Annotated in this window: 16 protein-coding genes; 11 read left to right on the top strand and 5 right to left on the bottom strand. The window is 65.2% G+C overall.

What is annotated here, in order from left to right:
- Window positions 1-154 precede the first annotated feature (154 nt).
- Complete coding sequence (locus tag ACVJ19_RS18220; protein ID WP_453950411.1) at window positions 155-811, top strand: glutathione S-transferase family protein; 657 nt, start codon at window positions 155-157, stop codon at window positions 809-811.
- Window positions 812-1,091: 280 nt separating this feature from the next.
- On the opposite strand, the gene ACVJ19_RS18225 is transcribed toward ACVJ19_RS18220, so the two are convergent.
- Window positions 1,092-1,316 (bottom strand): hypothetical protein, encoded by a 225-nt coding sequence (locus ACVJ19_RS18225; protein WP_018641037.1) that lies wholly within the window; start codon window positions 1,314-1,316, stop codon window positions 1,092-1,094.
- Between the two features lie 183 nt (window positions 1,317-1,499).
- On the opposite strand from ACVJ19_RS18225, the gene ACVJ19_RS18230 reads away from it, so the two are divergent.
- Window positions 1,500-1,856: a hypothetical protein gene (locus tag ACVJ19_RS18230; RefSeq protein ID WP_453950412.1), complete on the top strand. Its 357-nt coding sequence runs from the start codon at window positions 1,500-1,502 to the stop codon at window positions 1,854-1,856.
- 9 nt (window positions 1,857-1,865) lie between these two features.
- On the opposite strand, the gene ACVJ19_RS18235 is transcribed toward ACVJ19_RS18230, so the two are convergent.
- Window positions 1,866-2,969, bottom strand: coding sequence for a mandelate racemase/muconate lactonizing enzyme family protein (locus ACVJ19_RS18235; RefSeq protein WP_453950413.1), 1,104 nt, complete (start codon window positions 2,967-2,969; stop codon window positions 1,866-1,868).
- A 178-nt stretch (window positions 2,970-3,147) separates the two neighbouring features.
- Here ACVJ19_RS18235 and ACVJ19_RS18240 point away from each other — a divergent pair, with 178 nt between their 5' ends.
- From ACVJ19_RS18240 to ACVJ19_RS18260, 5 genes are all read left to right on the top strand, one after another.
- Window positions 3,148-3,981: a GyrI-like domain-containing protein gene (locus ACVJ19_RS18240; protein WP_453950414.1), complete on the top strand. Its 834-nt coding sequence runs from the start codon at window positions 3,148-3,150 to the stop codon at window positions 3,979-3,981.
- A gap of 135 nt (window positions 3,982-4,116) precedes the next feature.
- Window positions 4,117-5,043 carry an SMP-30/gluconolactonase/LRE family protein gene (locus ACVJ19_RS18245; protein WP_453950415.1) on the top strand — a complete coding sequence of 309 codons (927 nt, stop codon included), beginning with the start codon at window positions 4,117-4,119 and terminating at the stop codon, window positions 5,041-5,043.
- Window positions 5,044-5,244: 201 nt separating this feature from the next.
- Complete coding sequence (locus ACVJ19_RS18250) at window positions 5,245-5,838, top strand: GNAT family N-acetyltransferase (RefSeq protein ID WP_453950416.1); 594 nt, start codon at window positions 5,245-5,247, stop codon at window positions 5,836-5,838.
- A gap of 248 nt (window positions 5,839-6,086) precedes the next feature.
- Window positions 6,087-7,733, top strand: coding sequence for a GMC family oxidoreductase (locus ACVJ19_RS18255; protein WP_453950417.1), 1,647 nt, complete (start codon window positions 6,087-6,089; stop codon window positions 7,731-7,733).
- 115 nt (window positions 7,734-7,848) lie between these two features.
- Window positions 7,849-8,154, top strand: a complete 306-nt coding sequence (locus ACVJ19_RS18260) for a hypothetical protein (protein ID WP_453950418.1) — start codon at window positions 7,849-7,851, stop codon at window positions 8,152-8,154.
- 1,028 nt (window positions 8,155-9,182) lie between these two features.
- Here the strand turns inward: ACVJ19_RS18260 and ACVJ19_RS18265 are convergent.
- Window positions 9,183-10,025, bottom strand: coding sequence for an AAA family ATPase (locus ACVJ19_RS18265; protein WP_453950419.1), 843 nt, complete (start codon window positions 10,023-10,025; stop codon window positions 9,183-9,185).
- A 102-nt stretch (window positions 10,026-10,127) separates the two neighbouring features.
- Window positions 10,128-10,373, bottom strand: a complete 246-nt coding sequence (locus ACVJ19_RS18270) for a GlsB/YeaQ/YmgE family stress response membrane protein (RefSeq protein WP_212339748.1) — start codon at window positions 10,371-10,373, stop codon at window positions 10,128-10,130.
- 261 nt (window positions 10,374-10,634) lie between these two features.
- Here ACVJ19_RS18270 and ACVJ19_RS18275 point away from each other — a divergent pair, with 261 nt between their 5' ends.
- The 3 genes from ACVJ19_RS18275 (at window position 10,635) to sseA (ending at window position 13,388) form a co-directional block, all read left to right on the top strand.
- Entirely contained in the window at window positions 10,635-11,810 is a 1,176-nt protein-coding gene (locus ACVJ19_RS18275) for a vWA domain-containing protein (protein ID WP_080134207.1), read from the top strand.
- A gap of 126 nt (window positions 11,811-11,936) precedes the next feature.
- Window positions 11,937-12,350, top strand: coding sequence for a rhodanese-like domain-containing protein (locus ACVJ19_RS18280; RefSeq protein WP_212431872.1), 414 nt, complete (start codon window positions 11,937-11,939; stop codon window positions 12,348-12,350).
- A gap of 186 nt (window positions 12,351-12,536) precedes the next feature.
- Entirely contained in the window at window positions 12,537-13,388 is an 852-nt protein-coding gene (sseA, locus tag ACVJ19_RS18285) for a 3-mercaptopyruvate sulfurtransferase (protein WP_453950420.1), read from the top strand.
- A gap of 1 nt (window position 13,389) precedes the next feature.
- Here the strand turns inward: sseA and ACVJ19_RS18290 are convergent, their stop codons facing one another.
- Window positions 13,390-14,145 carry a hypothetical protein gene (locus ACVJ19_RS18290; protein WP_453950421.1) on the bottom strand — a complete coding sequence of 252 codons (756 nt, stop codon included), beginning with the start codon at window positions 14,143-14,145 and terminating at the stop codon, window positions 13,390-13,392.
- Between the two features lie 369 nt (window positions 14,146-14,514).
- Here ACVJ19_RS18290 and ACVJ19_RS18295 point away from each other — a divergent pair, with 369 nt between their 5' ends.
- A complete protein-coding gene (locus ACVJ19_RS18295) occupies window positions 14,515-15,711 on the top strand; it encodes a L,D-transpeptidase family protein (RefSeq protein ID WP_453950422.1) in 1,197 nt (398 codons plus the stop codon).
- Window positions 15,712-15,925 lie beyond the last annotated feature (214 nt).

Consider the following 15,925-nt stretch of genomic DNA (forward strand, 5'->3'; position numbering starts at 1 on the left):
CATGCAATATCGAAGCCAGACGGGCGCACGACCGCCCGCAAAATTGGCACATCGCTTGCTCCTGAAGCGGGGTAAGGACACAGGGAAGCTCAGCGAATGAGCACGTCCGCGGGCGGGCGGGGGTGCGGGTCAAAGGCGTGAGGGAAGGGGCCATATGGCGAAAGCGACACTGACCATCAGCAGCAAGAACTACTCGTCCTGGTCGCTGCGTGGCTGGCTGCTGACGAAATTTTCCGGGCTCGATTTCGAGGAAGTCGTGACCGCGCCGGATGATGCGTCGGCGCGCGCGGAGATCCTCCTGCTGTCGTCGTCGATCCTGGTGCCGTGCCTGCGGCACGAGGGCGCCGTGGTCTGGGATACGCTGGCGATCGCCGAATATCTCAACGAGGTGATGCCGTCAGCCGGGCTGCTGCCTGATGACCGCGTCCAGCGCGCCCATTGCCGCTCCATTTGCGGCGAAATCCATTCCGGCTTCACCACGCTGCGCGCTTCGCTGCCGGTCAATCTCAAGGGACACTTCCCCGGCTTCAAGATCTGGTCGCGCGCGCAGGCCGACATCGACCGCGTCTGGTTCATCTGGCGCGACTGCCTGGAGAAATCCGGCGGTCCGTTCCTGTTCGGCGAGCGGCGCACCATGGCGGATGCGATGTACGCCCCCGTGGTGACGCGCTTCGTCACCTATGACGTCAAGCTCGAGCCGCGCCTGAAGGCCTATGCCGATACCATCATGGACATGCCCGAGATGAGGGAGTGGATCACGGCGGCGAAGGAGGAGCCGGCCGAGATCGAGGAGCTCGAGGTCGAATATTAGGCAGGCGCGGCGTCGCCCTGCCTGTTTTGGGAGCGAGGCTCGCGCCGGCCGCCCTCGGTAGCCATGTCGTTGAAGCCGTTAACTTTTGGCACTCGTCACCGGACGAGGTGGCTGCTCATGGTACGCAGATATTGTATGGGCCTCGGAGCTGGTTGCGAGATCTAGCCGTGAACAGCCGCGTACGAGGCTGCTCCGCTGATTCGGACGTGATTCGTTCGGGCCGCGTTCCGTTGGTTAAGGCGGAGCGCGGCCCCGTCGCATTTTGGAACACAAGTCGCAGTCAGGCGACGCCCGTGTGCTTCACCCGCGGCAGGCGCCAGCCGATGACGGTCGCTTCGACCGCGATGCCGGCCTCGTGGTTCTGCCAGCGTCCTCCGACATAGCGGCAGGCGAACGGTAGTTGATACGTTCCGCTGTGATCCTCGCACAGCACTTCGACCGGCAGGCCGGGCGGCGGTTCTCCGGCGCCGTCGAATTCCGCCAGACGTCTATCACGCGTTGCCATTGTAAAAATCTCCCCTAAACAAAGCCGCGAAAGTGCGCCCACTTCCTTCGCGCGCGGTTCACTGCTCCCCGTCCCAGGGGAACAAGCCAAGCTCAACGCGAGAATGCGGTACGAGTGTGGTAGCCTCCGGCCGCTGCGCACAATCGGCGCACATTGCCGTGATCATTTGGCGAGGAACCCCGCATGCTGCTTCGAAGTGCCGGCATTTTTTTCCCGATGTTGCTGCTCGCCACGCTGGCGGTTGCGCCGCTCCGCGCGCAGGACGTGCCCGGCATCGAGATCTGCACTGTCGAGAAGACCATGGAGCGCCGCACCAGCTGTCTCCAGAGCAATGTCGACTTCCTCCAGAAGACGATCACCAAGCTCAATCTCGACCACCAGCAGAAGCTGGATGCGGCGGGTCGCCAGATCGACGCCTTGAAGACGAGCCTCGCCGGCCTGCAGAAGACGCTTCTCGATCTCCAGGCCGTGCAGGCGAAGACCGCCGAGGACCTGAAGAAGAAGCAGGACGCGCCGCCGCCGAAGGACGCCGCGAAATAAGCGCGTCGGTCACGCCACGCGATAGCGCTCCATCACGCCGCGATCGGGCTCATAGCCGAGCCCCGGTCCGTTCGGCACCGCGACATGACCGGTGGCATCGACATCGGCGCGGCCGCCCCACAGGCAGGCTTCGCGCTGGAGGTAGAACATCTCGACCAGCCCGTCGTCGCGCGTCGCCAGAAGATGCAGCGTCGCCAGCAAGCCCGGGCCGAAATACGGGGAGTGCGGGACGATCTTGACGCCGAGCCGATCCGCCAACGCCGCGACCTTCAAAAACTCCGTGATGCCGCCGACCTTGATCACCGACGGCTGGGCGTGGCTCACCGCGCCCGCATCCATCATCTGGCGGAACTGATATTCGGTGCAGGCGTTCTCGCCGGCGGCGATGCCGAGCCCGCCCTTGCTGCGCACCTCGGCGAGCGTGGCAAAATCCTCGGGAGGCCAGACCGGCTCCTCCAGGAACATCGGCTGCGCGTCCGCGCACGCCTTCGCGAATGCGATCGCCTGCTCGCCTGACAGCGGGCAGTTCATGTCGACCATCAGCGGAATTTTGGGGCCGATCGCTTCGCGCGCGGCGAACACGGCCGGCGTCGTGGTCTCATGCAGCTTGATCGCGCCGTAGCCGAGCGCGAGCGCCGTCCGGCATTCGCCGGCGATGTTGTCGGGCGAGCCGATCCGCAGCAGGCTCGCATAGGCGGGAATGGCCGGGCGCCTGATCTCGCCGAGCAGGCGGTGCAGCGGCACGCCCTTGATCTTCGCAGCGAGGTCCCACAGCGCGATGTCGAGGCCGGAGATCGCGAACATGGTGATGCCGTAGCGCCCGAACAGATGCAGGTTGCGCTGGATCTGCTCCATCGCCGCGGCAATGCCGGCGGCACCAGGAACCTCCAGGCCGATGGCCTGCGGCGCGATCATCTCCTCGACGGCGCTGCGCGTGGTGCGCGGGCTGACATAGGCGAAGGCATCGCCCCAGCCGGTCAGCCCGGCATCGGTCGTGACCTCGACGATCACCATGTCGAGGGCGGTGATGGCGGAGGCGCCCTGGCGGAAGCTCGCAACACCGGCGTCATAGGGGATGCGGATATGGTGCGCCCGCACATCGGTGATCTTCATGCTGCGGTTCCTCCTGCTTTCTTGCGAGCGGCTTTGAGTTGTTGAATGTAGCCACGAACGCCCGCACGTTGCCAGTGGCTGTTCCGGCGTTATCCTCCTCAAGGACCGCAACGCCGATCAAGCGAGGCCGGCGGCCTTCGGTGCATCATGGCCTTGCTTCGAACGAGGTCCGACCATCATGAACCCAGCCCAGCGCGCGCTCTGGTACATCGAGAGCCATCTGGCCGAGCCGATGACGCTCGACGAGATCGCTGCGGTCGCCGGTGTGTCGCGGTTCCACCTGGTGCGTGCGTTTGCCGCAGCCAGCGGCCTGCCGGCGATGCGCTACGTGCGCGCGCGGCGGCTGACGGAGGCGGCGCGCAGCCTTGCGAGCGGCGCGCCCGACATCCTGTCGCTGGCGCTGGAGGCGGATTACGGCTCGCACGAGGCATTCACCCGCGCGTTCCGCGAGCAGTTCGGCACCACGCCCGAAGCGGTGCGGACCGCGACCAGCACCGGCCAACTCAAGCTACAGGAGCCGATCCTCATGGACTCCACCATATCCGACAATCTTGCTGCACCGCGTTTCGAAACCGCAAAGGCCTTCCTCGTAGCCGGCCCCGCTGAGCGCATCTCCTGCGACAATGGCGCCATCATCCCGAGCCTGTGGCAACGCTTTCATCAGGAGGTTGCCGACATTCCCGCGCGTGTCGGGAACGTCGCCTATGGCGTCTGCTGCAATGGCGATGATGCCGGCAATTTCGACTACATCGCCGGCGTCGAGGTCGCCGACTTCTCGGACCTGCCGCGCCGCTTCGGTCGCGTCCGCATCCCCGAGCAGCGCTATGCGGTGTTCACCCACACCGAGCACGTCGCCTCGATCCGCCGCACGGTGAATACGATCTGGAATCAGTGGCTGCCGGCCTCGGGCCTGAAGGCCGCGGACGCGCCGAATTTCGAGCGCTATGACGAAAAATTCGATCCCGCCACCGGCAATGGCGGCTTCGAAATCTGGGTGCCAGTGCGCGAGTAAGCTGCAAGGCTGGCATACCGTCCCGCTTGCTTGGCAAGCCCCGGTGACTTTGTCATAACCGCAGGCAAATCTTGCGTGTGGGGCCCGTGCCGGACATCCCGTGCAAGCCATAACAAGCAGCCGGGAGGGTCCCACATGTCCAACGTCCGCGTTCTCGCCACCGACCTCGAATTTCCCGAAGGGCCGGTCGTGATGCCGGACGGTTCGGTGGTGCTGGTGGAGATCCGCGGCCAGCGCCTGACCCGCGTCTACCCCGACGGCCGCAAGGAGATCGTCGCGAAAATTCCGGGCGGGCCGAACGGCGCCGCGCTCGGGCCCGACGGCAAGATCTACATCTGCAACAATGGCGGCTTCTCCTGGATCCCGACCCGCAACATGATCATGCCGGGTCCGCAGCCCGACGATTATCTTGGCGGTTCGATCCAGCGCGTCGACCTGCAATCCGGCAAGGTCGAGACCGTCGTGACGAAATGCGGCGAGCACGATCTGCGCGGGCCGAACGATCTGGTGTTCGACAGGCAGGGCGGCCTCTGGTTCTCCGATCTGGGAAAACGCCGCGCGCGCGAGATGGATGTCGGCGGCATGTACTACCTGAAGCCCGGCATGACCGAGCTTGTTGAGGTCGTGCACGGCGTGCTGCCGGCCAACGGCATCGGGCTGTCGCCGGACGAGAACACCGTCTACATCGCGGAGACGCCGACGGGCCGGCTCTGGGCCTATGAGCTCTCCGCGCCGGGTACGCTGAAGCCGCGCGACGCGATCTATCGCGGCGAGCGCGGCAAGCCGATCTGCGGCCTCGGCGGCTACCAGATGTTCGACTCGCTCGCGGTGGAAGCAGGCGGCAATGTCTGCGTCGCCACCCTCGTCTCCGGCTGCATCTCGGTGATCGCGCCCGACGGCACCCTGGTCGAGCAGGTCCCGACCGGCGACCGCGTCACCACCAACATCGCCTTCGGCGGCCCCGGGCTGAAGACCGCCTACATCACGCTGTCGGGCAAGGGCGAGCTGATCGCCATGGACTGGCCGCGCGGCGGTTTGCCTCTCAATTTCCTAAACAAATGAACGGTGCTAGTTACCGTCATTGCGAGAGAGGCAAAGCAGCAATCAGACCCTCACCCTGAGGAGCGCGCCCTTCGCGCGCGTCTCGAAGGGCGAGGCCACCAGCCGGGCCTTCATCCTTCGAGACGCGCGTTCCGCGCTCCTCAGGATGAGGATCTGGCAGTCCGGCTGCCTTGCCGCATAATGACGTAAGGAGAGATTTAAATGCCCTGGCCTGACCCCATCACCCTGCGCGGACAGCACGCCCGTCTCGAGCCGCTGTCGCATCAGCATCGCGAGGGGCTGGTCGAGGCCGTCAAGGACGGCGAGCTGTCAAAACTCTGGTACACCGCGATCCCGCTGCCGGAGAACATGGGCAAGGAGATCGACCGCCGCCTCGGCTTGCAGGCCGCGGGCTCGATGCTGCCTTTCACCGTGTTCGACGCCGGCGGCAACATCGTCGGCATGACCACCTACATGAACATCGATGCCACCAACCGGCGTGTCGAGATCGGCTCGACCTGGTACGGCAAGGGCGCGCAGCGCGGTCCGCTCAACACGCAGTGCAAGCTGCTGCTGCTCCGGCACGCCTTCGAGACGCTGAACTGCATCGCGGTCGAGTTCCGCACGCACTTCTTCAACCACCAGAGCCGCCGCGCCATCGAGCGCTTAGGGGCCAAGCAGGACGGCATTCTGCGCAGCCATCAAATCGCGCCGAACGGCACGCTGCGCGACACCGTTGTTTACAGCATCACCGCCGCCGAATGGCCGACGGTGCAGGCGCATCTCGAATTTCAACTCAACGACAAGCCGCGCTAGGATCATGTGTGCTTTTCGTAACGCTGTCGCCGCGGGCTCGATCACCTCTCCCATGGGGAGAGGTCGGCGCGAAGCGCCGGGTGAGGGGACCGCTCTCTCGTGGAACCTGAACCCCTCACCCGATTTGCACCGGACGATGCTGCGCATCGCCAGGAGCAAATCGACCTCTCCCTCCGGGAGAGGTGAAGAGCGCCCGCTTCTGGCGCCGATTCAATCAAGACTCATTTCGCTTTAGAGGCGCAGGTACCATGGATAGATTTGATTATGTGATCGTCGGCGCGGGCTCCGCCGGTTGCGTGCTCGCCAGCCGGCTCAGCGAAGATCCTGATATCAGCGTCTGCGTGCTCGAGGCAGGCCCTAGCGACTGGCACCCCTACATCCATCTGCCGGCTGGCTTCATAAAAACCTTCCACATGAAGAGCATCAACTGGGCCTACCAGCAGGAGCCCGGCCCCTATACCGGCGGCCGCAGCATCTACGCGCCGCGCGGCAAGACGCTCGGCGGTTCGTCCTCGATCAACGGCCACATCTACAACCGCGGCCAGCGCATGGATTTCGACACCTGGGCGCAGATGGGCAATCGCGGCTGGGGTTATGCAGACGTGCTGCCGTACTTCAAGCGGCTGGAGAAACGGGTCGGCGAGGGCGAGGACACCTATCGCGGCCGCGAGGGCAGCCTCACGGTGACGACGATGGATTGGCGCGATCCGCTCTGCGAGGCCTTCATGGAAGGCGCGGTCTCGCTCGGCATTCCCCGCAACCCCGATTACAACGGCAAGACCCAGGAAGGCGTCTCCTACTGCCAGCGCACCATCGAAAACGGCCTGCGCGTCTCCGGCTCGACCGCGTTTCTCAAGCCCGCGATGAAGCGGCCCAACATGCATGTGCACACCCATGCGCATGCGACCGAGATCATCTTCGAGGGCAAACGCGCCGTCGGCGTCCGCTACACCAAGGGCGGCCGCGGCGGCACGCCGGTCGAAGTGCGCGCCAACAAGGAGGTGATCCTTTCGGGCGGCACCTATAATTCGCCGCAGCTCCTGCAGCTCTCCGGCGTCGGCTCGCCCGACCTGTTGCAACAGCATGGCATCGCCGTCCGTCACGCGCTGCCCGTCGGCGAGGGCCTTCAGGATCACTACGCCCCACGCACGGTGGCGCGCGTAAAAGACATCAAGACCATCAACGAGCTCCGCCGCGGCTGGCGTCTCTGGGTCGAGGCGATGAAATGGGCCACCGCGCGCCGCGGCCTGCTGTCGCTGTCGCCGACCATGGTCTATTGCTTCTGGCACTCCGGCGAGAGCGCGGAGAGCTCTGACCTCCAGCTCACTTTCACGCCCGCCTCCTACAAGGAAGGTGTGCAGGGCCAGCTCGAGGACGAGCCCGGCATGACGGTGGCCTCCTGGCAGCAGCGCCCGGAGAGCCGCGGCTATGTCCGCATCCGCTCCAGCGATCCGTTCGCGCCGCCGATCATCCAGACCAATTATCTCGATGCCGAGCTGGACCGCCGCGTCATCGTCGGCGGCATGAAGCTCGCGCGGAGCCTTTTGAAGTCCGCTCCGCTGTCGCCCTATTACGCCTACGAGGATTTCCCCGGCCCCAACGTCAACACCGACGACGAATTTTTGCACGCCGCCACCGAGCGCGGCACCACCACCTTCCACCCCGGCTGCACCTGCCGCATGGGCCCGGCGGATTCGACCTGGGCGGTCGTCGACGACCAGCTCCGCGTCCACGGCCTCGAAGGCCTCCGCGTCATCGATGCCTCGGTGATGCCGCGCATGATCTCGGCGAATCTCAACGCCTCCACCATGATGATCGCCGACCGCGCCTCGGATTTGATCCGCGGCAAGGCGCCGATGGAAGCCGCGCGCATCCCGGACGCGGCGGTGGCGTGAAAGTGTCTTCGCCTCTCCCCGCCTGCGGGGAGAGGCCGGACCGCGTCGAAGATGCGGTCCGGGTGAGGGGGACTCTCCGCGAGTCGAATTTCACTTGCCCGCGAAAGGCCAGCGGATGACCATCGCCGCGATCATCGAACAGTTGGAAGCCGAGTGGAATACGAACGGCTTCTTCGATCGTGTTCGCAATGGCGAATACGATGCGAGCCGGGCACAAGTCGTCCTGGCGACCTTGCGCGCAATCGACATCGGCGACGAAGAGACGGTACCAAAGCGTCTGCTGTCCTTGCTCTGGTATCTGCCTTCCTTCCTGTCGTGGCAGACTGAACGGGTAGCGGACAGAGGCGGAGACCGGGGCGACTATGAACGCTTCGTGACCGAGGTCATCAATACTCTGCAAGAGGTCCTCGGTGTGCCCTAGCGCAAGCTGCGTAGGGTGGGTTAGCCCCGCGACTGCGCGAAGCGCAGTTCGCGCGGCGTAACCCACCAGCTCCTTCGCCGTGGAGACAAAAGAGGTGGGTTACGCTGACGCTAACCCACCCTACGAGTTTTGCTGTGCCGCACCCCTACGAGTTTTGCTGTGCCGCACCCCGTCAATCCCTTCCCGCAAAAATATTCCACTTTACCGAAATTCGGAATTGCGGCATAAGTCGAAACAGCCCGGCTCACGGAAGAGGGGCGGTTCGCGAGGTCGTTCGAAACGCGGGCCGGGTTGCGGTGGACGCGGCAGCGTCGTGTGCGAGAGGCGTGGGCAGGGCGGATTGCTCTCCGTGAGCCCGAGGCTTCGTGCGGACGAGCGGCGCTGTCAGGTTCGTCTCGCCAGCAAGTTTCCGGTTCCGTCGACAGGGCTGGGAAAACTGCGGCGAATAGCGGGCCGTGCGTACGGCAAAACCGTGTGGTCCTGGCCGTCGTTGCTACGGTCAAGCCTCGGCGGATGCGGCAGTCGCGTCAACCGGCGCGATGCTGGTGAATTCCGCTGGGGTGAGGGAGGCCAGAACGAACTCGGCTCCCGGGAGAGCACGGCATAAGCCGTCCGACCACTGCGCAGGGAAGGCCGAGTGATTGGCTACACCTGTATGCTGTTGTGCGGTTTCTCTGCGCTACATTCGCGCAGCAGACCGCGGGTGCCAGTCGGCACCCGGCCTTCCCTGCGCCCTCTTTCTTTGGGGCGATGGAATGAAGCAAAGCTCGGGCGAGATGCGCCGCGAGAATGCGAATGTGTGTCTGCAATTCAAAATGCGAGTCGGAGAGTGCAGCGCGCAAATGTCTCCGCAATGTCGTCCCGGCCTAGCGCGCAATTGCGCGCGGGGGGCCGGGACCCATAGCCACAGGGAGTAGTTTGGCGAGGACTGGTTGTTCGGTACGCCGACTATCCGCAATCGATAGATCACGCGGTATGGGTCCTGGCTTTCGCCAGGACGACACTGAGAGTGTGGTTGGCAGCGAGCCTCAAACTTCGCGTCGGCTCAAGAACGCCAGCCGCTCGAACAGGTGCACGTCCTGCTCGTTCTTCAGCAGCGCGCCGTGCAGCGGCGGGATCAGTTTTCGCGGGTCGCGTTCGCGCAGCTGCTCGACGCTCATGTCTTCGTTGAGCAGCAGCTTGAGCCAGTCGAGAAGCTCCGACGTGGATGGCTTCTTCTTCAGGCCGGGGACCTCGCGCACCTCGAAGAAGATGCGCAGGGCTTCCTCGACCAGGCGCTTCTTGATGCCGGGGAAGTGGACGTCGACGATGCGGCCCATCGTGTCGGCGTCGGGGAACTTGATGTAGTGGAAGAAGCAGCGGCGCAGGAACGCGTCGGGCAGCTCCTTCTCGTTGTTGGAGGTGATCATCATGATCGGGCGCTGCTTCGCCTTGATCGTCTCGCCGGTCTCGTAGACATGGAATTCCATGCGGTCGAGCTCGAGCAGCAGGTCGTTCGGGAATTCGATGTCGGCCTTGTCGATCTCGTCGATCAAGAGCACCGGGCGCTGCTCGGCGGTGAAGGCGTCCCACAGCTTGCCGCGCTTGATGTAGTTCTTGATATCCGACACGCGGGCATCGCCGAGCTGGCTGTCGCGCAGGCGCGACACCGCGTCGTATTCGTAGAGGCCCTGCTGTGCCTTGGTGGTGGACTTGATGTGCCAGGTGAGCAGAGGTGCGTTCAGCGCCTTCGCCACTTCCTCCGCCAACACCGTCTTGCCGGTGCCGGGCTCGCCCTTCACCAGGAGCGGGCGCTCGAGCACGATCGAGGCATTGACGGCGACCTTGAGATCGTCGGTCGCAACATAGTCCTTGGTGCCGGTAAATTTCATCGCGCGTCCTTGTTGATCGTCGTCCCAGGCATCAATTGCATCGCCGTGGTCACGACAAGCGAACGGCCGCTCGCGGCGGCCGTTCCTGGTTCGGTCAGGCTTTCAGACCCGTTTTATCAGCGAAAGGATGACCAGCACAATCACCGCGCCGATGGTGGCGTCCACGATGGCGCCGACCGTGCCCGTTGCCAGCTGGATGTGCAGCTGAGGCAGGATCCAGCCCGCAACCAGCGCGCCGATGATGCCGACGACGATGTTGCCGACCAGCCCAAATCCCGCCCCGTGGACAATCTTGCCGGCAAGCCAACCGGCGATCGCGCCGATGATGAGCGCTGCGAGAATTCCCATTGCAAACGTCCCCAATACAACCCCTTGAGGCGATCAATTCTAGAGCAAAAAGCCTTGGGGTCCATGTTGAATTGCTACGCTCGCGGGCTCCCTTCACCTCTCCCCGACGGGGAGAGGTCGATTTGCGCAGCAAATCGGGTGAGGGGGCGCCGCTCCCACGAAAGAACGAAACCCCTCACCCGCGCCTTCGGCGCGACCTCTCCCTATGGGAGAGGTGGAGCGCCCCTTGACGTCAGCCACCCGACGGGCAATCTGTCACCCATGTTCCTGCAATTCTTCACCTCTCTGCGCGATGCGCAGGTCCCCGTGACGCTGCGCGAATACCTCACGCTGATGGAGGCGCTCGACGCCGACCTTGCGGACTACACGGTCGAGAATTTCTACTACCTGTCGCGCGCCTCCCTGGTGAAGGACGAGCGCAACCTCGACAAGTTCGACCGCGTCTTCGGCACGGTGTTCAAGGGGCTGGAAAGCCTGCTCGACGCCATGGAGAAGGCCGAGATTCCCGAGGAGTGGCTGAAAAAGCTCGCCGAAAAGTACCTGACGGAAGAAGAGAAGAAGCAGATCGAGGCCATGGGCTGGGACAAGCTCATGGAGACCTTGAAGAAGCGCCTCGAGGAGCAGAAGGGGCGCCACCAGGGCGGCTCGAAATGGATCGGCACCGCCGGCACCTCGCCGTTCGGCGCCCACGGCTACAATCCCGAGGGCGTGCGCATCGGCCAGGAGAAGAACCGCAACAACCGCGCCGTGAAGGTGTGGGACAAGCGCGAGTTCAAGGATCTCGACGGCAACGTCGAGCTCGGCATCCGCAACATCAAGGTGGCGCTGCGGCGCCTGCGCAAATTCGCGCGCACCGGCGCGCCTGACGAGCTCGATCTCGACACCACCATCCGCGAGACCGCCAATCACGGCTATCTCGACGTGCACATGCGCCCCGAGCGGCGCAACGCGGTGAAGCTGCTGGTGTTCTTCGACATCGGCGGCTCGATGGACGCGCATATCGAGCAGGTCGAGGAGCTGTTCTCGGCGGCGAAGAGCGAGTTCAAGCACATGGAGTATTTCTACTTCCACAACTGCCTCTATGAAGGCGTGTGGAAGCAGAACAAGCGCCGCTTCACCGACCGCACGCCGACCTGGGACGTGCTGCACAAATACCCGCACGACTACAAGGTCGTGTTCGTCGGTGATGCCTCGATGAGCCCTTACGAGATCATGGTGCCCGGCGGCTCGGTCGAGCACGTCAACGAGGAGCCCGGCTCGGTCTGGCTCGACCGCATCATCCGCACCTATCCGCACGCGGTGTGGCTGAACCCGGTGCAGCAGAAGCACTGGGACTATTCGGAATCGACCACCATCATCAAGCGCATCTTCGCCAACCGGATGTATCCGATCACGATCGAGGGGCTGGAAGGTGCGATGAAGGAATTGACGCACTGATTGTGTCATTCCGGGGCGTGCGTAGCGCGAACCCGGAATCTCGCAGTTGTAGATGCCGATCGAGGTTCCGGGTCCGCTCGCTTCGCGACCGCCCCGGAACGACGGAAGAGAAGAAGGGAGAACCATATGCCCCAGACCATCACCCGCGGCATCAAGGCGCTGATCGACGAGGCCAATGCCGAGATCGAGACGCTCAACGCCAAGGACGCCATTGAGATCTCGAAGAACGGCGACGTCGTCATCGTCGACATCCGCGATCCCCGCGAGATCGAGCGCGACGGCCGCATCCCCGGCGCCTTCGCCTGCACCCGCGGCATGCTGGAATTCTGGATCGATCCGCAGAGCCCGTATGCAAAGCCGATTTTCCAGGAGGACAAGAAGTTCGTCTTCCACTGCGCCGGTGGCCTGCGCTCCGCGCTCGCCGCCAAGACCGCGCAGGACATGGGCCTGAAGCCCGTCGCCCACATCGCCGGCGGCTACGCCGCCTGGCGCGACGCCGGCGGCCCCACGGAGCAGTGGGAGCCGAAGAAGAAGGGGTGAGAAGTGCTGCGCTGTCGCGCCAATCTCCGCTGTCATTCCCCGCGAAGGCGGGGAATCCAGTACGCCGCAGCCTCTCGGCTCAATCACAACCGCCTCTGGAATACTGGATCGCCCGGTCAAGCCGGGCGATGACAGCGGAGTTTGATGCGCATTGCTTCAACTTCGGAATGACAAGAAAGACCTCGCATGACCACCGACCCCCTCGTCTCCACCGAATGGCTCGCCGCCCACATGGGCGATGCCAACGTCAAGATCCTCGACGCCAGCTTCAAGCTCCCGGGCGTGCTGCCGCTGCCGAAGGACGACTACCTCGCCGCGCACCTGCCGGGCGCCGTGTTCTTCGATGTCGACGCGGTGTCGGATCATTCCAACCCGCTGCCGCACATGTTTCCGAGCGCCGAGCAGTTCGGCCGCGACGTCGGCAATCTCGGCATCGGAAACAGCGACACCGTCGTGCTCTATGATGCCGGCGGCTGGGTCGCCGCGCCCCGCGCGTGGTGGATGTTCCTGTCCTACGGCCACGCCAATGTCCGCATCCTCAATGGCGGCCTGAAGAAGTGGCGTGCGGAAGGACGCCCGGTCGAGACCGGCGAAGTGAAGCCGAAGCCGCAAACCTTCAAGGCGAGCTATGATCCGAAGCGCGTGCGCAGCATGGAGCAGCTGATCGCCAACGTCGAAAGCCGGGCCGAGCAGGTGATCGATGCGCGCGCCGCCGATCGTTTCGAGGGCCGCGCGCCTGAGCCGCGGCCGGGCATCCGCTCCGGCCACATCCCCGGCGCCCGCAACGTGCCCTACAATCTGCTGTTCGATGCCACGACCGGCGAGATGAAGCCGCTTGGCGACCTGCGCGCCGCCTTCACCGGCGCCGGCGTCAAGCTGGATGCGCCGATCGTGACGAGCTGCGGCTCCGGTGTGTCCGCGGGCGTGCTCACGCTCGCGCTCTATCGCCTGGGCGTCACCGACACTGCGCTGTACGACGGCTCCTGGTCGGAATGGGGCCAGGAAAAAGGCCCGCCGATCGCGACCGGCCCGGCGTAAGCTACTGGCGCGTCCTCGTGGCAGTCGTCGTCGCAAACGTCTGCGGCTGTCCGAACGGGTCGAGCTGCTGCTGCAACTGCTGAGGCGGTGGACGCCGCACCACGCGGTGGCGCTTCTTCGCCTTAGGCTTGGTCGCCTTGCTCTCCGGCTTGCTGGCGTCCGCCTTGGCCTTCGCCGGCGGATCCTTCGCGGCCGTGGTGGCGGGGTCGTTCAGTGCGGCCAGCTTGGTCGGGGCGACATCGGGCCCCGGGGACGCCGGAGCGGCACTGGGATCAGCCGGCGCCGGCGCGCTGGCGGTTGCGGCAGGCTTCGCCTCGGAGATCGATGCCGTGGCGTCGGCGGGGGTGAGCGTGTCTGTCGCCGCGGGCGCTGCGGCTTCCGCCGTGGTCTCGGCCTTGGACGGCTCGGTGGCTGGGGTGTCAATCGTGGGCGCGGCCTGCGGCGTCGCGTCGGCCTCGCTTGCCAACGGGGCCGTCTGCTCAGGTTCCTGGACCGGCAATCCGATGGTCGGCACCTGGTCGCGCAGCGTCACCGCAGGCTCGGCCGGCTCCGGCTCCGCGCGCAAGGCGGCGAGCACCGGCTGGGCCGGCTCGGAGGTTTGCGCGAACACCTGCTCCTGCGGGCCGTTCCGCCAGGAGGGGTTGCTGACATACTGCTCATGGGTCGCCCGCAGCAGCGCAGCGGCACCTAGGCCGAACACCAGGATGGAGGTTGACAGCAGGATCGCGGCAAACAGGAAGCGAAAGCCGGGAAGCATCGGACGGGTTACGAATTTCCGCCCCGGCGGGTGGCGGCCGGGACCCAAGAGCCATCTGAACGCGGTGACGATTACTGATTGCCGCGTTCGCCACGCGGGGTTCGGAGCTCAAAGCGGTGGCGAATCAGGCTGATTCGAACATACCGCAACGATTCCGCGCCATTCCCTAAAATTCGGGGCCGAGGCTCCGGCAACTGACGGCGCGATGCGATTTCCGCCCCGTGATGCAACGGGGCAACGGTAGTCTTGCGGATCACAAATCGGCAAATCCGGCGCAAATCGGCCTGATATGTCTTGAATGTGCCGCTATCTTCGGTCATCTGGCCGTTAACGGTCCTGATGGGGCCCCGGGGCTATACAAGAGCGATGATGATCAAACATTTTCTGACGATATGCGCTGCCGCAACAGTCGCTGCGGCGGGAACCTCGCTCGTGCAGGCTCAAAGCTATCCGGTCCAGCAGGTGCCGAGCTATGGCGCGCCGGCCGAATATCGCCCCGGCGACCGCACGCCGAATTTCGACTCGTTGGACGAAGACGATGACGCGATGCCGCAGGCATCGCTGCCGCCACCCGGCCCTGGCGGTCCGATCACCTCGCCCAATGATCCGCGCTACGGCCGGCCGGCAGGTCCGCCGGTCTATTCGGCCGCTCCGCCGCAGGGGCCGGTGATGTCGCCGGATGATCCCCGTTATGGCCGTCCGGCTGGCGCTCCGCCGGTGTATTCGGCGGCTCCGCCGCAGGGCCCCGTGATGTCGCCGGATGATCCCCGCTATGGCCGCCCCGCCGGCCCGCCGCCGGTGATCTATGCCGACCGTCCGGCTCAGGCGCCCGCCAATGACGGCCTGCGTCCGCCGGAAGCGGTCGGTGGTCCCGCCGCGACCGGAACGGTCCAGGCCGGGCAGCCGCCCGTCGGTGCCGATGGCCGGCCGATGACAATCGCTTCGCTGCCTCCCGAGGAGCAGCCCGATGCTGCGCCGGCGCAGTTGCCGCAGAACCTGCGCCGCCAGGAGGTCGCGTTCCAGACCAAGGAGCCGGCCGGCACCCTCGTGGTCGATACGCCGAACACCTACCTCTATTATGTGCTCGGAGGCGGCCGTGCGATCCGCTACGGCGTCCGCGTCGGCCGCGACGGCTTCACCTGGACCGGCGTGCAGAAGATCACCCGCAAGGCGGAGTGGCCGGATTGGCATCCGCCGACCGAGATGATCGAGCGCCAGCCCTATCTGCCGCGCTTCATGGCCGGCGGCCCCGGCAATCCGCTCGGTGCCCGTGCGATGTATCTCGGCTCGACCGTCTACCGCATCCACGGCACCAACCAGCCCTCGACCATCGGCAAGTTCGTCTCCTCCGGCTGCATCGGCATGCTCAACGAGGACGTCTCGGACCTGTTCGATCGCGTCAAGGTCGGCACCCGCGTGGTGGTGATGCCGGGTGGCCCGTCGCCGGGAACGGCGACCGCGTCCGCAGCGCCCGCGCCGGCTCCGATGTCGGCCCAGGCCGGCCCGGTCCCCGGCACGCAGCCGACGGTCGTGCCGCCGCTGCCCGCACCGGTCACCGTGCGCTAAGCGCTTCGAACGAGATCAAATTGCAAAAGGGCGTGCCGACGGCACGCCCTTTTCATTGTGTGCCGAGTATGAGCGACAGCTTGGAGGTGGAAGTCCTCTATCCAGCCTGATGGCGGCGAAGGATTAGCGAAGCGCAAGGGCGTCATCGTGAGGTGGGGTCTGAAGAAAGCGTGGAGCAAAGCCGCGGCCCGATGGACAAACACCGGATAACGAG

Source organism: Bradyrhizobium sp. USDA 376 (assembly GCF_054063675.1).

What these genes read in the sequence shown, in the direction of transcription:
- ACVJ19_RS18220 (WP_453950411.1), top strand. Translation starts at nt 155, where the DNA reads ATGGCGAAAGCGACACTGACCATCAGCAGCAAGAACTACTCGTCCTGG.
- ACVJ19_RS18225 (WP_018641037.1), bottom strand. Translation starts at nt 1,316, where the DNA reads ATGGCAACGCGTGATAGACGTCTGGCGGAATTCGACGGCGCCGGAGAA.
- ACVJ19_RS18230 (WP_453950412.1), top strand. Translation starts at nt 1,500, where the DNA reads ATGCTGCTTCGAAGTGCCGGCATTTTTTTCCCGATGTTGCTGCTCGCC.
- ACVJ19_RS18235 (WP_453950413.1), bottom strand. Translation starts at nt 2,969, where the DNA reads ATGAAGATCACCGATGTGCGGGCGCACCATATCCGCATCCCCTATGAC.
- ACVJ19_RS18240 (WP_453950414.1), top strand. Translation starts at nt 3,148, where the DNA reads ATGAACCCAGCCCAGCGCGCGCTCTGGTACATCGAGAGCCATCTGGCC.
- ACVJ19_RS18245 (WP_453950415.1), top strand. Translation starts at nt 4,117, where the DNA reads ATGTCCAACGTCCGCGTTCTCGCCACCGACCTCGAATTTCCCGAAGGG.
- ACVJ19_RS18250 (WP_453950416.1), top strand. Translation starts at nt 5,245, where the DNA reads ATGCCCTGGCCTGACCCCATCACCCTGCGCGGACAGCACGCCCGTCTC.
- ACVJ19_RS18255 (WP_453950417.1), top strand. Translation starts at nt 6,087, where the DNA reads ATGGATAGATTTGATTATGTGATCGTCGGCGCGGGCTCCGCCGGTTGC.
- ACVJ19_RS18260 (WP_453950418.1), top strand. Translation starts at nt 7,849, where the DNA reads ATGACCATCGCCGCGATCATCGAACAGTTGGAAGCCGAGTGGAATACG.
- ACVJ19_RS18265 (WP_453950419.1), bottom strand. Translation starts at nt 10,025, where the DNA reads ATGAAATTTACCGGCACCAAGGACTATGTTGCGACCGACGATCTCAAG.
- ACVJ19_RS18270 (WP_212339748.1), bottom strand. Translation starts at nt 10,373, where the DNA reads ATGGGAATTCTCGCAGCGCTCATCATCGGCGCGATCGCCGGTTGGCTT.
- ACVJ19_RS18275 (WP_080134207.1), top strand. Translation starts at nt 10,635, where the DNA reads ATGTTCCTGCAATTCTTCACCTCTCTGCGCGATGCGCAGGTCCCCGTG.
- ACVJ19_RS18280 (WP_212431872.1), top strand. Translation starts at nt 11,937, where the DNA reads ATGCCCCAGACCATCACCCGCGGCATCAAGGCGCTGATCGACGAGGCC.
- sseA (WP_453950420.1), top strand. Translation starts at nt 12,537, where the DNA reads ATGACCACCGACCCCCTCGTCTCCACCGAATGGCTCGCCGCCCACATG.
- ACVJ19_RS18290 (WP_453950421.1), bottom strand. Translation starts at nt 14,145, where the DNA reads ATGCTTCCCGGCTTTCGCTTCCTGTTTGCCGCGATCCTGCTGTCAACC.
- ACVJ19_RS18295 (WP_453950422.1), top strand. Translation starts at nt 14,515, where the DNA reads ATGATCAAACATTTTCTGACGATATGCGCTGCCGCAACAGTCGCTGCG.